This is a genomic window from Spongiivirga citrea, from assembly GCF_010671565.1.
Lineage (GTDB): Bacteria > Bacteroidota > Bacteroidia > Flavobacteriales > Flavobacteriaceae > Spongiivirga > Spongiivirga citrea.
Genome location: NZ_JAABOQ010000004.1, coordinates 422,170 through 439,708, shown reverse-complemented (window position 1 = coordinate 439,708; position 17,539 = coordinate 422,170). Strand labels below are relative to the sequence as shown.

The 17,539-nt window shown below is 37.0% G+C and carries 12 protein-coding genes; all 12 read left to right on the top strand.

From position 1 onward, the window contains the following. The first annotated feature begins 8 nt into the window (after positions 1 to 8). The 12 genes from GWK10_RS11400 (at position 9) to rhaM (ending at position 17,537) form a co-directional block, all read left to right on the top strand. Positions 9 to 2,570 (top strand): heparinase II/III domain-containing protein, encoded by a 2,562-nt coding sequence (locus GWK10_RS11400; protein ID WP_164032492.1) that lies wholly within the window; start codon positions 9 to 11, stop codon positions 2,568 to 2,570. Positions 2,571 to 2,645: 75 nt separating this feature from the next. Continuing rightward, positions 2,646 to 3,011 carry a hypothetical protein gene (locus GWK10_RS11395; protein ID WP_164032491.1) on the top strand — a complete coding sequence of 122 codons (366 nt, stop codon included), beginning with the start codon at positions 2,646 to 2,648 and terminating at the stop codon, positions 3,009 to 3,011. A gap of 34 nt (positions 3,012 to 3,045) precedes the next feature. Continuing rightward, positions 3,046 to 3,762 carry a hypothetical protein gene (locus GWK10_RS11390; protein WP_164032490.1) on the top strand — a complete coding sequence of 239 codons (717 nt, stop codon included), beginning with the start codon at positions 3,046 to 3,048 and terminating at the stop codon, positions 3,760 to 3,762. 10 nt (positions 3,763 to 3,772) lie between these two features. Next, positions 3,773 to 4,594 carry a 3-keto-disaccharide hydrolase gene (locus GWK10_RS11385; RefSeq protein ID WP_204263124.1) on the top strand — a complete coding sequence of 274 codons (822 nt, stop codon included), beginning with the start codon at positions 3,773 to 3,775 and terminating at the stop codon, positions 4,592 to 4,594. Positions 4,595 to 4,609: 15 nt separating this feature from the next. After that, positions 4,610 to 6,004, top strand: coding sequence for a family 43 glycosylhydrolase (locus GWK10_RS11380; RefSeq protein WP_164032488.1), 1,395 nt, complete (start codon positions 4,610 to 4,612; stop codon positions 6,002 to 6,004). A 21-nt stretch (positions 6,005 to 6,025) separates the two neighbouring features. Beyond that, positions 6,026 to 8,296, top strand: a complete 2,271-nt coding sequence (locus tag GWK10_RS11375) for a glycoside hydrolase family 3 N-terminal domain-containing protein (RefSeq protein ID WP_164032487.1) — start codon at positions 6,026 to 6,028, stop codon at positions 8,294 to 8,296. An 11-nt stretch (positions 8,297 to 8,307) separates the two neighbouring features. Then, positions 8,308 to 9,447, top strand: coding sequence for a glycoside hydrolase family 88/105 protein (locus GWK10_RS11370; protein WP_164032486.1), 1,140 nt, complete (start codon positions 8,308 to 8,310; stop codon positions 9,445 to 9,447). 20 nt (positions 9,448 to 9,467) lie between these two features. Then, positions 9,468 to 10,379 (top strand): heparin lyase I family protein, encoded by a 912-nt coding sequence (locus GWK10_RS11365; RefSeq protein ID WP_164032485.1) that lies wholly within the window; start codon positions 9,468 to 9,470, stop codon positions 10,377 to 10,379. Between the two features lie 110 nt (positions 10,380 to 10,489). After that, positions 10,490 to 13,969, top strand: a complete 3,480-nt coding sequence (locus GWK10_RS11360; protein WP_164032484.1) for a glycosyl hydrolase — start codon at positions 10,490 to 10,492, stop codon at positions 13,967 to 13,969. A gap of 190 nt (positions 13,970 to 14,159) precedes the next feature. After that, the gene (locus GWK10_RS11355; RefSeq protein ID WP_164032483.1) at positions 14,160 to 15,902 is read left to right on the top strand and encodes a sulfatase-like hydrolase/transferase; all 1,743 of its coding nucleotides are present in this window, start codon (positions 14,160 to 14,162) and stop codon (positions 15,900 to 15,902) included. Between the two features lie 45 nt (positions 15,903 to 15,947). Further along, positions 15,948 to 17,183 (top strand): alginate lyase family protein, encoded by a 1,236-nt coding sequence (locus GWK10_RS11350; protein WP_164032482.1) that lies wholly within the window; start codon positions 15,948 to 15,950, stop codon positions 17,181 to 17,183. A 39-nt stretch (positions 17,184 to 17,222) separates the two neighbouring features. Continuing rightward, the gene (gene rhaM / locus GWK10_RS11345; RefSeq protein WP_164032481.1) at positions 17,223 to 17,537 is read left to right on the top strand and encodes an L-rhamnose mutarotase; all 315 of its coding nucleotides are present in this window, start codon (positions 17,223 to 17,225) and stop codon (positions 17,535 to 17,537) included. Positions 17,538 to 17,539: the final 2 nt, after the last annotated feature.

Genomic DNA, 17,539 nt, shown 5'->3' with positions numbered 1-17,539 from the left:
AATCGTTTATGATTCGAAGGTTCAACATTTTAATATACAGTATATGCTTCGTGATGAGCATAGGTATGTATGCACAAAAAATGCAACGTCCTTTTATTTGGGTTGATCAACATGATAAAGCTGAGATCTTACATAAAATAAAATCGCAAGCGTGGGCCACTACTTTTTATAAATCGTTTAAAGAAAGAACGGATCATGACCTCGCACAATACAGTGAATCGCCAGAACAATTTTTAAAAAAAATACCTTTCGACTGGGATAAGCAACGTAAAGGACAGACCCCGCCTCTTAAACAGTTTGTTAGGTTTAACGATCAAAATGCTGAAGAACGATTTGCGTTGAAGAAGACCCTTCAGATCGGAGTTGATTGTGGGGTGCTATATTTTTTAACCGAAGATGAAAAATATGCACAATGTGCTTTAGATATATTACATGCCTTTGTAGAAGGGATTAGTCAACTGAAACCTTCCGATAATACCGGTAATGGTGGTTGGGTGTATCCGAATGATCATTTACGAGAAGCCAGAGTGATTGGAGCACAAATGCCTATCATTTATGATTTTGTGGCGTCCTATATTGACATCGGTAAAAAAGCCTATGATCTCGGGAAGAAAACAAAGGTCAATTTTTCGAAAGAAAAAGCCCAGGAACTATTCAAAACATACGCTAGACTAGCTATTGAACACGGTCACCGTGGGTCGAATTGGCCCGTTTTAGAATCCTTTAGTCTGGTGGGAAATGCACTGGCAGTAGACGATTTAGAAGAGCGTAAGAAGCTTTTAAATTTCTATTTGTACGAAAGCAGTGATAAACAAGATGCCTTACCCGATGTTGCCATAAAGTATAAAAAGGATGGAGATGTATTTCCGGAAACCTCACAATATTCAAATGGCGTAGCCAATTATACGACACGACTCATGATCCTATTAAATAAGTATGACGCTGGTTTAAGACTTGGATCGCGCTATTATAAAATTCCGTTTTCGTTGGATCGATGGAAAAGTGTCCGCTATCCTAATGGAGAAATCATACGTTTTGGCGATGGTAAAAGAACGTTTAAAACACCGTATAGTGCTTATGAAATGGCCTACGCATTGGGTGTCCAGGATAGTGTTTCTAAATTGACTGAAAAGTTCGGGGCACTGCTAAATGAAGCGATCAGCACGGGTTCATACGACCCTTCTCATCTTGGTAAACGTACTACATCGGCCCAGCCGTATTGGGAGCCGACGCGATTATTGTGGTTAAATTCCATTCCGAAATATGCTTACGAACATGTCGAATTGCCCAGAACAGATGAGTTTACACATGCCGGTGTATTTTTACAGCGCAACTTAGGTACTGCTAAAAATCCCAAACATGCTCTCATGTGTTTTGTTGGTGGAGGCCATATGGTCCATGGCCATGCTAGCGGGATGGATATGGAATTGTATGGGCTAGGTGAGGTTCTAGGGGTTGACAATGGTCGAGGTTCTTATCGAAAGGATATCCATGAAAATTACTCCCGTATTTTCGCTGCCCACAACACGGTTATCGTTAATGGAGCTAGTCAAGGAGAAGGAGGTTGGGTCAATTTAGGAATGAATTCAACAAAACTTTTGGCAATGGAACCGCATCCTATGCAAGAGGCAAGATCTCCATGGCATTCGTTTACGACAACACGCTTTACCGATGATAGAGGTGAGAAAGCAGAGGCAACCCAAGAAAGAACCATGGCTATCGTTAAAACTTCTGAAACGACTGGATACTACCTTGATGTTTTTCGTTCAAAATCGTCTTTGCCAAATGAATTTCATGACTATCTATATCACAATATTGGTGATCAACTAGTTTTTCTCAATAAAGATTTAAAACTAAAGGTTGATAAAGAGCGGTATCAAGCTAATACCAACATTGAATGGAAACAGAATAGGTCGTATAGAAATCCAGGTTGGCACTTCTTTAAGAATGTTCAAACTTCTGAGCCCTACAAGAAGGATGTAAAGGTCCAATTTAAAATTAAAGGAATAAAAAAGAAGGAGGGTTCTATGAATCTTTTTATTGTTGGAAATGATGATAGGGAATATACAAAAGTAATGGCTCCTAAAACCTATGAAGCTCCGAAACCATATGGTAATAAGTTGACACCAACATTGGTGATCAGGCAGCAAGGAGAAGCCTGGAGCAACCCTTTTGCGGTGGTTTACGAACCTACTTTCGAAAAAGATGCTGCCGCTGGAGTTCAATCTGTTAAGGAATTAGAGCAAGATGGGGTTTTCAAGGGTTTTAAGGTTTCAAGTCGTATTAATGGTAAAGACATAACACAGTTTTGTGTCATACAAAATGATGATGAGCAGTATGTCAATAAGGAATATGGATTTTCGTTTCAAGGTCATTTTGCCATTATCACAATAGATACAGCAAACAAATTGCAAGATGTCTATATCGGAGAAGGTTATCTACTTACTTACAAAAAATTGAAAGTTATGGCCTCAGACAGTAAATCAATAAAGGCATTCATTGACTTTTCACTACCCAAGTATAAAATGAATGCTACTCAGAATACTAAAGTGGATATTGATTCAGAATAATAACATAGTGCTTCTAAAAAAAGGATTCATTTCATATGAAGTTAGAGCTTCAGAATTGCCCAGAGAGTTTTCGATTTGCGTAATTGCGCAGGACAGGACGGGATAGATGTAGCTCCTTCAAATTATATCTTTAGCGAGGAAAAATATGTTATCGTTACCATGGCCGCGAGTTTTAAAAAAATACTGCAATATATCTGTGTCATTTTAGTAATCGCATTTGACTCAAATAATGGTGGATATAAGTTAGGTCCGCCTAGCGCTAAGAACTTGACGATGCCTTCCTGGTATACGAATAATGAACCTCGACCAGCAGGTAAGCGTACCGCTTTTACTACCGAGCCTTTTTACAAGAAAGAAGACCCATTAATATCATCCGGACTTATAGGCCTTGTAAGCATTCAATTTTCTAAAGCGATTACCTCCGAAACCTTATATGAATGAAATCGTTATTAATACTTTTAAAGCAATGAGTAAAATGAAACGTTTAACTATGTATTTTGCATTTCTATATTTAATGGTGTTTGTTGCTTGTAAGGGCGACAATGAAAATAGCAGTTTAGAGGAAGAAGAATCGGAGAATAATTGTACACAAAATATTTATCAAGAAAAAGACGGATTTGTAAACGTTGAGTTTGAAAGTATAATTTCTAAAAATGGTTGGCAGTCTACCAACGTAATTGCAGGCTCCTCAGGGGACCGCTATCTGGTTTGGACAGGTAATGACTATTTCAACGCTCCTGGTAATGCCAAATTGATCTATCCTATTAAAATTAGTACAACAGGTACTTATCAATTTATTTGGCGCTCAAAAATTGCCCAAGGAACAAGTAATACTGATTTTAATGATAGTTGGTTACGTTTTCCCACGGCAGCTGATTTTTATGCTGAGAAAGATGATGGCAGTATAGTATACCCTAAAGGATCAGGAAAGACACCTCTTCCCGAAGGTGCTGGAGCTGATGGCTGGTTCAAAGTTTATATGAATAATGCCAATGTATGGTTATGGAGATCAGCAACAAGCGATAATGATCCGCATAACATATTTGTTCGTTTTGATAGTCCCGGGGTTTATAATATGGAAGTTTCAGCACGATCCTCCTTTCATGCCCTTGATCGCTTCATACTGTTTAAAACTGAAGTTTCAGACCCGACAGAGCTATCTAACCCTTTAAGTGTATTTGATTGTGAATAAATTAGGCAATATGGGAATAGATAGTTTGGTTAGAAGTTTGTTCATACTACTAGTATTTTTATTATTAGCTTCATGTAAACCCCAAAAGAAATTAGCTACGAATAACGAAGGCTTTGTTTCTCTGTTTAATGGTGAAAACTGGGACGGTTGGTATCATAAACTTCGAAATAACGATCCGGAAATGGCAAAAAGGGTTTATGCAATTGAGAATGGTATCATTCATGTTTTTAAAGATACACCAGATAGTCTTGATCTTAATTCTGGCGAGAATGGTACACATGGTTTGTTTTACACCAAAAAGAAGTTCGACAAGTTTATCTTGAGGTTTCAATATAAATGGGGAACAAAAATCGCAAATAATTTTGATCAGTTTCAATACGACGCTGGTTTGTATTATCATGTTTATGATGATAAAATTTGGCCTAGGGGATTAGAGTATCAAATTAGATATGATCATACCAAAAACCAAAATCATACAGGAGATTTTTGGGCAACTCATGTCCGCATAAAATGGACTGCAGATGAAAATGGTGCCTATTTACCAATTAGAGATGGTGGAACCGTACAACCTCCTAAGAAATCTGAACATAGAGCATTGGCGACAGCAAGGTTTAATGCTCTGAATAATCAATGGAATGATTGTGAGGTAATTGTAATGGGGGATCGCTATGCTATACATAAATTGAATGGTGAGATTGTTAATATAGGTACCGAATTAACTCATGGTGAAGGTATTTTAGGTTTTCAATCAGAAACAGCTGAAATATTCTATCGAAATATTGAAATTAAGGAACTAACAGAAGAAATACCAATTCAACACTTTCTAAAATAGCAGTAAAGCATAAGAATGAAACAATTTTTAGCACTTTATCCTAATAGTTCTTTTAATCAAAGATGGTTCGTATTTGTGATCCCATTGTTTTTGGCATTTCAGGTAGTAAATTCTCAAAACCCTATTGTTCCAAACCAAGGCTTAAACGATCCTCATATACATATTTTTAACGATACTGCTTATGTTTATGCTTCGCATGACAAATCACCAAATAACACCAAGTTTATCATGGAAGACTGGTGGGTATGGTCATCTCCCGACTTAGTAAATTGGAGCTTAAAAAGTGTTTTAAAACCAGAAGATACCTACATAGGAAAGCCATTTGCAGATTGTTGGGCTACTGATGTGGGGTTTAAGAATGGTAAGTATTATTGGTATTTTTCCGAAAGAAACAGACAAACCGGTGTTGTTGTGGGTAATAGCCCGACTGGTCCTTGGAAGGATCCTTTAGGAAAGCCGCTTTTATCATCTGAACTGACCCCAACACACGAGTATGACATGTCCATTTACGAAGAAAATGATGAGCATTACATCATTTTTGGTGTTTGGGATTATTATATAGCCCGTTTAAATGAAGACATGATAAGCCTCGCTGAAGAACCAAAGAGGATCGTAATTACCAATCCAAGAGGGCCATATAACCAGGACGGGAAGAATAAAGAGAAGCCAACTGATGATAAACCATCTCTGCACAAATATAAGGGCAAGTACTATCTATCATGGGGATGTTTTTATGCAATGTCCGACAGTTTGTACGGACCGTATAATTATGTAGATACTGTTATAAAGGAAACAAGTTTTGCTCCCGGTTACGAAAAACCTACCTGGCCAAATGGGTTTTTACAAGGTCGACATGGTAATTTTTTCACTTGGAACAACCAGTGGTATTTTACCTATTGTGATATCAGTCAAACAGGGAATCGTTATTTCAGAGATGCATTTATAAGCTATGTACACTATAAAGAAAATGGCGAAATAGCACCAATCCGTATTGATGGGATAGGAGTAGGGCGCTATGAAGCCCATCAAGGTAAAATTGAAGCAGAAGATTACTTTAAAGCAAGTGCAATTGTAAAAAAGGAAATCAATGAAAATCAGTTTGTGGTGCGCACGGATGGAGCTATTGGAAATCTTTGTTTCCCAAATATTGAAGGTCTAGAAAAAGCAAAAAAAATAAGATTTTCCTTTATTAATAAGGAAAAAGGGCTGTTTAAAATAGAGGTGCGAACTGGGAATAAGAATGCCAAGCCAATAGCTATTAAGCAATTCAGTATTGAAAATGATGACAATGGCAAGAAGCAGTTATCTATGTCATTACCCAAAATGAACTCAAAAGAAGACATTTACTTTTCCTTAACCCCCCTGGGAACAGGTGCTTTATATCTCGATTATTTTGTATTTGAATATTAAATAAATCCAAACTACTATTAAATGAAACAATTTTCAAAATTTGTCTTAATAGCAATCATTGCCATTTTTCTTTCATGTGAAAGTGAAGGTGAGTTAACCATTGACGGTGCCGATCAATCTACTAAAATTGATGACAAGGTAAATGAGCTTTTATCAAAAATGTCTATTGAAGAAAAGGTTGCTCAAATGAGAATTTTTCATGCCACTATTGGAGTAAAATCAGATGAAAATGGAAGTTTACTGCTTTCTGACCGTGTAAAGGAAAAGTTGAAGTTAGGAATTGCAGGGATTAAAAATCCGGGAGAGCATATAAGTCCACTGGCTGCGGCCAAATTAAATAATGAATTACAAAAGTACATTATCGATAATAACCGCTGGGGAATTCCTGCGCTATTCGTAACCGAATCCTATAATGGTGTAGATGCAGAAGGCTGTACGAAATTTGGAAGGCCCTTAACATCAGCTGCCTCTTTTAATACAGATCTTGTAAATCGTATTTGGGATGTGGTTGGCAAGGAAGCCCGACTGCGCGGCATGCATATGTGCCATTCTCCAGAAGCAGATATTGTTCGGGATCCACGATTTGGCAGAATGAGTGAAGCCTTTGGTGAAGATACCTATCTCACTACTCAAATGGTAACTAATGCTATTAAAGGGGTACAAGGTGATTATGAGGGGCTTGGTGCTGGTACTCATATCGGGGCTGTTGCAAAGCATTTTGCTGGCTACGGGCAAGTACTTGGAGGTCGAAATTTTGCGGCAGTCGAGATTTCTCCACGTACTTTGATTGATGAAATCTACCCTCCTTTTGAAGCTGCTGTTAAAGATGCTAGAACCTTAGGAATTATGGCGTCACATGGCGACTTGAATGGTATTGCCAGTCATGGAAATCCGGATTTGTTAACGAGTGTTTTACGCGATGAGTGGGGCTTTGATGGTTATTTGGTCTCAGATTCGAATGACATCGCGCGACTATTTTACTTTATGAAAGTCGCTGAATCTCCTGAAGCGGCTGCCCTAATGGGATTAGAGGCAGGTATTGATGTCGATTTGTATGCAGAAGATTCATACGCACTACTCCCTAAAATGGTAGAAGAGAATCCGGAGATTGAAAAATTGATCGATCAGGCGGTACGGCGCGTCTTGCGCACAAAATACATCTTAGGATTGTTTGATAATCCCTATATCGACTTAGATAAAGTTAACAAAGGTGTGCGAGCAGAATCTTCTCTAGCTTTGGCTAAAGAAGCTGATCTCGAATCAATTATTTTGCTTAAAAATGATAATCAAATCCTACCTCTAAATAAAAATAAGCCAACAAAAATAGCTTTGTTGGGACCACTTTTAAGCGAACACACAAAGACAGCTTTTGAATCTGTTGCGGGATCTAATATTACTTTTATGGCAGCAAAAGGATTTAGCTTGACCGATGAGAAAAAGGGTGTTCCAAGTTTGTTAGAGAAAAATCCAACGGCTATTAGTAAAATGATAAACATTGCTAGGCAATCAGATCTAGTGGTATTGTATTTAGGTGGTGATGAGCATACCGCTAAAGAAGCGTATTTTAATAACGCACTAGGCGATCGTGCGACTATAGAGCCTGTGGGTCAGCAAAATGAGTTGGTAACAAAAATAAAAGCCCTCGGTAAGCCTGTTATAGTGGTATTAAAACATCGTCGTACCCTTTCAATTAATACAATAGCTCAACAAGCCGATGCTATTTTGGATATCTGGGATCTAAGTGAGTTTGGTGACGAATCAACCGCTAAAATTATCTTTGGAGAAGTTTCTCCTTCAGGTAAATTGCCAGTAACAGTACCAAGATCTATCGGACAATTTCCGTTTCATTACAGTCAAAAAGAAATCAACTACAAAAAGGGGTACCTCTTTTTAGAAGAAGGTCCTCTATATCCATTTGGATTCGGATTAAGCTATACAACTTTTGAGTATTCAGATTTATCAATATCCAATGCCGAACTAACACCAGAAACAGAAATCTCAGTTAGTGTATCGATCACTAATACTGGTAGTGTAAAAGCAAAAGAGATTGTTCAATTATACATAAAAGATGAAATCAGGTCGGTTTCTCCTCCGAATAAAGAATTAAAGGGCTTTAAAAAAATAGCACTTGATCCAGGGGAAACCAAAACAGTATCTTTTAGTGTTACTCCTAAGATGCTTGAATTCACAGGAAAAGAGATGACCAAAGTTTTAGAGGAGGGTGACTACACCGTAATGGTAGGAAGCTCGTCAATCCAAGGACTTTCAGGTACATTTAGACTAAATAATTAAAGAGACTTAAAATGAAACATTTAAAAAATATAAGATTAATAGTATTGGCTATACTGTCAAGTGCTTTTTTTATTAATTGCTCAACGGCTCAAAATCCAATATATAATCAAAGCATTGAAGAATCAATGATCAAGGCGTTGGAATGGCAGGAAGCCCATCCAATAATGGCCTTAGCGCCAACAGACTGGACCAACGGAGCCTATTATGTTGGGGTGGCCCGCGCTCACAAAGCCACGAAGGCTATGATGTATATGGCAGCCTTAAAGAATCAAGGCTATTGGAACAATTGGCAAACGTTTAAAAGATTGCATCATGCGGATGATGTTGCTATTTCATATAGCTATTTATACATCGATATGACTGACCGAAGAAGAAATTTTGTGGATTTAGAGCCAACTAAAAAGTTTATTGACGCTCATTTATATGAGCCTGATGCTTGGAAAGAAGGTAAAGATAAAAGTGCGATGGGAAAAACCATTTTGTGGTGGTGGTGTGATGCTTTATTTATGGCACCACCGGTAATCAACTTGTATGCAAAACATACAAAACAGCCAAAGTATGTAGACGATATGCATAAGTTTTATATAGAAACATACAATCAGTTGTATGATAAAGAAGAGCATTTATTTGCCCGCGATATGCGTTTTGTTTGGACTGGATCGAAAAAAGACATGAAAGAACCTAATGGGAAGAAAATATTTTGGTCTCGAGGCAATGGATGGGTACTTGCGGGCTTAGCATTGCTATTAGAAGATATGCCCAACGACTATAAACACCGGAGCTTCTATGAAAATTTATACAAGGAAATGGCGGCTAAAATTTTGAGTATTCAACCTGAAGATGGTTTGTGGAGAACTAGTTTGTTAAGCCCGGAATCTTATGATCATGGAGAAGTAAGCGGTAGTGGTTTTTATACATTCGCACTCGCTTGGGGCGTCAATAATGGATTGTTGGATAAAGCGAAGTACACGCCTGCTTTAAAAAAAGCGTGGAATGCTTTGGCAGATTGTCAGCATGAAGATGGTCGCGTTGGATGGGTGCAGAATATTGGAGCCTCTCCAGAACCAGCTTCGTTTGATAGCTGGCAAAATTTTGGTACTGGCGCTTTTTTGATGGCCGGAAGCGAAATATTGAAACTTGATAATCAATAGAATAATTAAAGAGATTAACTATGTTATATAATACCTTTATATACTTGTTTGTCTTATTTTTATTTGGATGTTCAAATAATGATAGTGTTACGAAAGCTCCAATTTTAATAGATAATAACACAGTAATTGAAGATAAAATTCTGTGGTTTGGTGATCCTGATAAAGATGTTAGAGACGTATTTAGAAGGTTAGATCCTGATGGCAACAGTAATCCGACCGGAGATAGATGTGTTGATGATCCTGAAAAACCACCTCTTGTGACTACACCAACTGATATTCAATATGGGAAATATTGGAGTATTAAAAAACCAACTTCTAGAAAGAGAGCAGAGTTCGCCCGAATGAACGGTTTTATACCAGAAAATGGTAAAGAATATTTTATTGCCTGGAGGTGGAGGATTCAATATTCTCCAAATTTGGATAAAGGTATTACGGTATTTCAATGGAAGACAGATCAAGGAATAGATATAGATTCTAATAAACAACATTATCCTTTTAACATTGGATATGACGGTAATGAGTTAACTATAAATGCGTATGGGCCAGCAGAGCCAAACTTCAATCGCCCAGGCTCAATAAATAAAAGGAAAACAATTATTTGGAAAAAAAATGTCCCACAAAATACTTGGGTAAGTTTAGTTTTTAAAGTGAAAGTAGATCGTGATTTTGATACTGCAAACAATCATCCAAAAGGTTACATTGAGTTTTGGTTCAATGATGAAAAACAAACATTATCCAACTCAAATTTTCAAGACTATCAGGTTTCATTAAGTGATGATGGTAAAAGAGCCTATCACAGAACAAATGATGGCAAAGAAGTCTACCCTAAGTGGGGATCATACAATGAAAATGCCTGCGACTTTGAAATTATTACAGATTTTGACGAAATGCGTGTAGCTACTAATTATGAATTAGTAAAATTAAAATTATAAAGACTTATTTGATTTTTTAATTATCTGCAATTACTATGAATGTAGCAGGACAAAACAGGATAGTTCTAGTAGCGTGTTGTTTATCTTTAAGTGATAAATAATGTAGTAAAATGAAATCTAAATGTTTACCACTTTTCTTTTTATTTTCATGCCTTGTTTACCTTAGTTGTCAACCTTTTAACGAAAACACGACGAGTATTGAAGAAGATGATACTCCTACTTTTGAAGAACTAAGTCAAAACTTCAAGTTGCCGCGAATTCAATATAGGCCGGAAACCTGGTTTCATCTTATCGGAAATAATATTAGTAAAGAGGGTTTAACTTTAGATTTAGAAGCCATTAAGAGAGCTGGTTTACAAGGGATACACTTGTTCAATAAAGCAGGAGGGGCTTATCCTAAGGTTGATTCTATTAAAATTTTATCACCGGAATGGGAAGATATGATACGTCATGCTGCTGATGAATGTCAACGTTTAGGTTTAAAATTCACGATGCAAAATTGCCCGGGCTGGTCTATGACAGGCGGGCCTTGGGTACCTGCAGCAGAAGCGCAACGGGAAATTGTAGAATCTGTATATAGGGTATCCGGAAATACAAAGTTTGAAAACGTTCTTCAACTTGATTCATTATATCATACACCTGATTATGATTATAAAGATGTACAAGTTTTAGCATTTCCAACACCAGATGGTGATGATTTAGACATACTATCTCCTTCAAAAGTTGAAAGTAACAATACAATTGTGCCGTGGATGGATATGTTCAATCCAAATTCAAAAATCATTGTTACCGATAGAACAACAAGGCTCGCTAAATCTTTAGATGAATATAGAAGCCAGGGCATATCAAAAGTAAATGACTATGATACTTGGGTGAAGATAAAATTTGATGAACCAGTTACATTGCGCTCCATTGTATTTCCTCCCATAAGACACATTATAATGGACAAACAATACCCTATTGTGGATGTAAAAATTAGGGTAGAAGCTGTTTTAAATGCTCAACTAACAGATATCACTACGATTAATTTCCCTGATGGAAATTGGAGCGATCGGCAGTTACACCTCACTTTAGGATTACAAGAAACTACTTCAAATGAATTTGTCTTTACTTTTGAAGGTACCCACAGTATTATGCCGGAATTTATCCGTTTAACCTCAAAACCCCGATTGCACAATCACGAATCTAAGTCTGCCAAAGCAATGCGTAGTCTGGAAAAAAACATTAAATACAATTACTCAGAAAATACCATTATTAAACCTGAGGAAATCATCAATTTAACAAATAAGTTAAGTACTACCGGTAAACTAACTTGGGATGTACCTGAAGGAAATTGGACTATTGTTCGTTTTGGACATGTAAATATGCGACGAACCAATAAGCCAGCTGTACCCGAGGCCACAGGATGGGAATCGAGTAAATTAGATAAGATTGCTATTGAAAACCACTTGCGAAATGGAATGATTGGCAAGCTGATTAAAGATGGCGGACCTATTGGCGATGGCAAATTACATGGCTTGTTAATTGATAGTTGGGAGAGTTTTATCCCTACCTGGACAATGAACTCTGAAGATATGTTTAATGAGTTCGAACAACGCAGGGGTTATAGCATGAAAACGTATTTACCGGCAACTATGGGCTATATAGTTGGAAGTGAAGAAGTGTCTAGCAAGTTTTTGAGAGACCTTCGCCAAACGATGGATGAAGTTTACATCGATAATTTTTTTAAACACTTTGCTACAGTAGCACATGATATGGGTGCAGAAGTATATACCGAGGGGGCGGGAGGCGAAGTATTACCTATCGATCCTATGCGATATTATGGGGTAAGTGATATTCCCATGACCGAATTTTGGTATCCACAACCACCATCAAATCAAAATGAATATGCAAAGCCCATTTTTTCGGCGGCATCTGCTACACATTTGTACAATAAACCCATGTTGGCCGCTGAGGCTTGCACTCAGATAGGGGTACAATGGAAAGAGCATCCTTTTTCAGTAAAATCCTTAATCGATTATAATTTTACCAAAGGGGTTAATCACTTGGTATTTCATACGTTTTCCCATACTCCACAAACCGATGTATTTCCCGGTTCTAGCTTTGGTAGTCGTATTGGGTTTCCTTTGGTGAGGGAGCAAACATGGTGGAAATATATGTCAGATTGGACAGACTATCTCTCGCGTAATCAATACGTATTGCAACAAGGAGAGTACGTAGCAGACGTTTTATGTTATTATGGCGATCATTTTGAACGTCCACCATTCGATTTGGATTACTTCCCCAAAGGCTATCGCTTTGATTATTTGAACGCCGAAATTTTACACGAAAAACTTAGTGTACAAGATGGTAAAATTCATGTGGAGAATGCTGGTGATTACCGAATCATTACATTAAGGGATGCCAAAGACATGGTATTGTCAACAGCTAAAAAATTAGAAGAGTTGGTGATGGCCGGAGCTGTAATAGTTGGTGATAAACCTGTGGACTCCCCTAGTTTAATGGATGATGAAAATGATTTAAAAGCACTGCATGCCATAGCAAACACCTTATGGGATGATACGATAAAAGGCGTGAAGCATGTTGGTAAAGGCAAAGTATATTGGGGAACATCGTTGGATGAAGTACTTAAGGCAGAACGAATAGCTCAAGATGTTATTGTTCCTGATGGATTGAATATCAAGTGGATACATAGGGAAACAACCGACGCACATATCTACTTTATTGCTTCAAATCACGATAAACCATTGGATGTTGCCCTAAGCTTTAGAGCAACAAATGTTAATCCTCAAATATGGAACGCTTTTAATGGAGAGCAAGAAGAAGCCAAAATTTGGAGTGTAGTAAAGGATAGAACAAATGTAGTATTGTCTTTTGACCCTAGCGGAAGCACTATTGTAGTACTTTCAAAAGGAGATAAAAAACCATACGCTTCCAAAGTAACATATAACGACAGTATTATTTTAAATTCAGAAACAGGATGGTTTAATATACATGATACAAAAGGCTTACCAAAGCTATCATTTAGAGGAGACGAAATTATAGCTTCAAAATCCGGTGAGTATAATTTTCATCAAGATGGGATTATAGAAACAAAAAAAATAACCGTTAAAGACATATCGCTTCAAACTGATTGGACATTGCATTTTGATAAAGGTTGGGATACACCAGACTCTTTAGATATAACAGACTTAAAATCCCTTACACTATTTGATAATAATGCTGTAAAACATTATTCAGGAACAATTGCATATTTAAAATCATTTGATTTAGAAGAAACAGAAAGAAATACCATTGTAGATCTAGGCAAGGTTGCAAATATTGCAGAACTATGGTGTAACGATAAAAAAATTGGAGTAAAATGGGCACCTCCTTTTACTTTTGATATTACGAATGCAGTAAAGGTTGGTGAGAATCAAATTCAGGTAAAAGTAACGAATACATGGCGCAATCAATTAATTTTTGATAATTCACGACCAGAAACAGAAAAGAAAACCTGGACTACAAATCCACCTAAAAAGGATGAAACTAAATTAGAGGTTTCAGGTTTAATAGGACCTGTGATTCTAAGACAAGAGAATGAACTTTGAAACAAACAACAGAACAATTTCGCTATGTTCATTGAGGCTACTACGACCATTATTAGTATTGATGGAATAAGTAAATCTTACCTGGTAAAATTAGAGAGGATTTAATACATATTTGAGAGTACAAGGATCCTTATTAGTGCGTAATTAGTAAGAAAACAAAAGCCTAGGGGATAATAAATTGGAAGAGAGAATGATTATTTTGAAGAGAAGAATTTTAGCAATTTTTTTATTGGCTATAGGCCTCTTTATTGGATGTCAATCAAACAAAAAGGAAAAAGAAATATCTATTTCTTTACCAGAAAGACCCAACATTCTATGGTTAGTAACAGAAGATATGGGTGCTTACATTCCTTCCTTTGGTGATTCAACCATAGTAACTCCTAATTTAAGTCGTTTAGCACAAGAAGGGGTTGTGTATCCGAATCTTTATTCTACTTCTGGAGTTTGCGCTCCGAGCAGGGCCGCTATTGCAACTGGTATGTATCCTTCAAGTATTGGAGCAAATCATATGCGAACTAATTCATATATGGAGACAACAGGATTGCCGGCGTATGAAGCAATTCCACCCTCGGAAGTAAAAATGATCAGTGAATTGCTTCGAATGCAAGGCTATTACTGCACCAATAATTATAAGACAGATTACCAATTTAAAGCTCCTAGAACTGCTTGGGACGAAAGTAGTCCATATGCGCATTGGCGAAATCGAAAAAAAGGCCAGCCATTTTTTTCAGTCTTTAATTTTACTGAAACGCATGAGTCTGGGCTCTTTGAACCATATGGTCATAAGTATGTCGAAACTAGACATCACAAAGGCGGTGATAGAACATACACGTGGAAATCGGGGAAAATGACGACAGAAGAAACTCCAGTATATCTGCCTAAAAAAACAAAATTCAAGATACCACCATATTTACCAAATACTCAAGTTGTGCGACATGATCTTTGGAAAGTATATAACAATATCGCTGCGATGGATAAGCAGCTAGGTGCTATTTTAAAACAGTTAGAAGATGATGGTTTACTCGAAAATACGATCATCTTTTTTTATGGAGACCACGGGGGACCTTTACCTAGGCAAAAACGACTCATTTATGATTCTGGCTTGAATACACCAATGATTATTAGGTTTCCAAAAAAAATGAGAGCAGGGACCAAAGATGAACAGCTAGTAAGTTTTGTTGATTTTGCTCCAACATTATTATCGCTAATAGGAATTAATCCACCGGAATACCTGCAAGGAAAAGCTTTCTTAGGCAAGTATAAATCCAAAAATAACCGGGACTATATTCATGCCGCTGCGGATCGTTTTGATGCATTTACCGATGTTATTCGGGCTGTTCGCGATGAACAGTTTAAGTACATTAGAAATTACCGTCCTGACCAAGGATATTACTTACCTGTCAGTTATCGAGAAAGAATACCTACCATGCAAGAATTATTAGAATTACGAGAGGAAGATAAATTAGATGAGCCTCAAAAGCAATGGTTTAGGGCTAAAAAACCGGTTGAAGAATTATTTGATTGTGGAAAAGACCCTCATGAGCTAGTGAATTTGGCCGAGAATCCTGCTAACAGGGAAAAACTCATAGAATTAAGAGCCGAAATGGACAGATGGTTGAAAAGTATTGATGACGAGCCCAAAAAAACCGAAAAGCAGTTGATAGATCAATTATGGAAAGGTAAAGATAGCCAACCAAGTACGGCTATACCAAAAATCGCAATTTCAAACGGGGAAGTAATCATAAGTTGTACCACAAATGGAGCTTCGATTGGCTATAAAATAAAAACAAAAGAGGGGAAATTTCCTGATAGTTGGAGTATTTATCAGCAACCATTTGCTGTTGAAGAAGATACCGAAATAGTGGTGCAGGCACATCGCATTGGTTTTAAACCGAGTGATGTCGTCGAGATGACAACCTCAGAAATAGAATAATGTTTGCCAGATAGAAAATGGCATATTTTAATAGAAAACATATTTATGAAAAGAAGAAATTTTAAAGATCACTTACTAGTGTTTTGTATTGTAAGCAGTCTATTCATACATGTTTCGGTAACTGGGCAAAACAGAAGTAATAAAAGCCAAAGAGGACTCACAAATATTGATTTTCAGCGTTTAGAAGAGATAAAACAAAATATGCAGGAAGGTGAAGTTCCCTATAAAAAGATACTTAAAAAATTATTGAAAAAAGCAGATAAGAAACTTCAGGAAGGTGTTTTTAGCGTTGTATACAAGAAACAAAAACCGGTTAGTGGTGACAAGCACGACTATCTAAGCTTAGGACCCTATTGGTGGCCCGATCCTGACAAAGCAGACGGCCTCCCCTGGATACGAAGAGATGGTGAAATAAACCCATTGACGCGTGATAGCAGCACCGATTTAGAAACTAAAAATAAGATGTTTAGTAATACAAGTACGCTAGCGTTTGCATACTATTTTTCGGGTAAGAATAAATATGCTAAAAAAACTATTGAATTGCTTGAAACATGGTTTATCAATACAAATACAAAAATGAACCCCAATCTGAATTATGCACAAGGAATTCCGGGTAGGAACAATGGCAGGGGTATTGGGATCATAGAATTTGCTGGTATTAGCAATGTTATTACTGCCATTGAACTGTTAGAATTAGAAAATAAACTTGATCAGGAAACAAGTAGTAAGCTCAGAAAGTGGTTTGAAGCATATCTAAAGTGGCTTCAAACAAGTAAGAATGGCATTTTTGAAAAGAATACCAAAAATAATCACGCTACTTATTATGATGCTCAGGTCATTAGTATTATGCTATTTTTAGATAAGGAGAAAGAAGCCAAAGAAGTGCTGGAAGCTGCCAAAACCACAAGAATAGCCAAGCAAATTGAAGCAGATGGTAAACAACCACATGAACTAGAAAGAACAAAATCACTTTCTTACAGCACTATGAATTTAAGTGGCTTCACGACCTTGGCCTATTTTGGTAAAAAACTAGGTGTTGATTTATGGAGCTATACAGCCGAAAATGGTGGTGGTATTCAAATGGCATATCAATTTTTAAAACCGTATGCTTCTGGTGAAAAAAACTGGAACTATCAACAAATACACAGTGAACAAAAAGCGAGAAAACGATTAAAATTATTATTCAATCGAGCAGGTAGCATCTTCAATGATAACGAATTGTGTAGCGTCAGTGATATAAAACCAAAGTCTATCCAAGAGTTACTGTACACATGTCAATAGGTGGCTTAGAAATACTAATAAAATCAGATCATAAAATTCATGCAACGACTTGCTTTTAAAATGAAACTGAAAAAAGGTACCAAAGATGAGTATCAAAAACGTCATCGTGAGATTTGGCCAGAACTGAAAGAATTGTTGAATGCCGTTGGCGTTCGAGAGTATTCTATTTTTTTTGACAAAGAAACGGAGACCCTTTTTGCATTTCAAAAGGTGATTGGTAATAGTGGTTCGCAAGATTTGGTCAATAATCAGATTGTACAGAAGTGGTGGAGGTACATGGCAGACATTATGGAGGTGAACCCAGATCAATCACCAGTATCTACTCCGTTAGAAGAGGTTTTCTACTTACACTAACA

What these genes read in the sequence shown, in the direction of transcription:
- GWK10_RS11400 (WP_164032492.1), top strand. Translation starts at nt 9, where the DNA reads ATGATTCGAAGGTTCAACATTTTAATATACAGTATATGCTTCGTGATG.
- GWK10_RS11390 (WP_164032490.1), top strand. Translation starts at nt 3,046, where the DNA reads ATGAAACGTTTAACTATGTATTTTGCATTTCTATATTTAATGGTGTTT.
- GWK10_RS11385 (WP_204263124.1), top strand. Translation starts at nt 3,773, where the DNA reads ATGGGAATAGATAGTTTGGTTAGAAGTTTGTTCATACTACTAGTATTT.
- GWK10_RS11380 (WP_164032488.1), top strand. Translation starts at nt 4,610, where the DNA reads ATGAAACAATTTTTAGCACTTTATCCTAATAGTTCTTTTAATCAAAGA.
- GWK10_RS11375 (WP_164032487.1), top strand. Translation starts at nt 6,026, where the DNA reads ATGAAACAATTTTCAAAATTTGTCTTAATAGCAATCATTGCCATTTTT.
- GWK10_RS11370 (WP_164032486.1), top strand. Translation starts at nt 8,308, where the DNA reads ATGAAACATTTAAAAAATATAAGATTAATAGTATTGGCTATACTGTCA.
- GWK10_RS11365 (WP_164032485.1), top strand. Translation starts at nt 9,468, where the DNA reads ATGTTATATAATACCTTTATATACTTGTTTGTCTTATTTTTATTTGGA.
- GWK10_RS11360 (WP_164032484.1), top strand. Translation starts at nt 10,490, where the DNA reads ATGAAATCTAAATGTTTACCACTTTTCTTTTTATTTTCATGCCTTGTT.
- GWK10_RS11355 (WP_164032483.1), top strand. Translation starts at nt 14,160, where the DNA reads ATGATTATTTTGAAGAGAAGAATTTTAGCAATTTTTTTATTGGCTATA.
- GWK10_RS11350 (WP_164032482.1), top strand. Translation starts at nt 15,948, where the DNA reads ATGAAAAGAAGAAATTTTAAAGATCACTTACTAGTGTTTTGTATTGTA.
- rhaM (WP_164032481.1), top strand. Translation starts at nt 17,223, where the DNA reads ATGCAACGACTTGCTTTTAAAATGAAACTGAAAAAAGGTACCAAAGAT.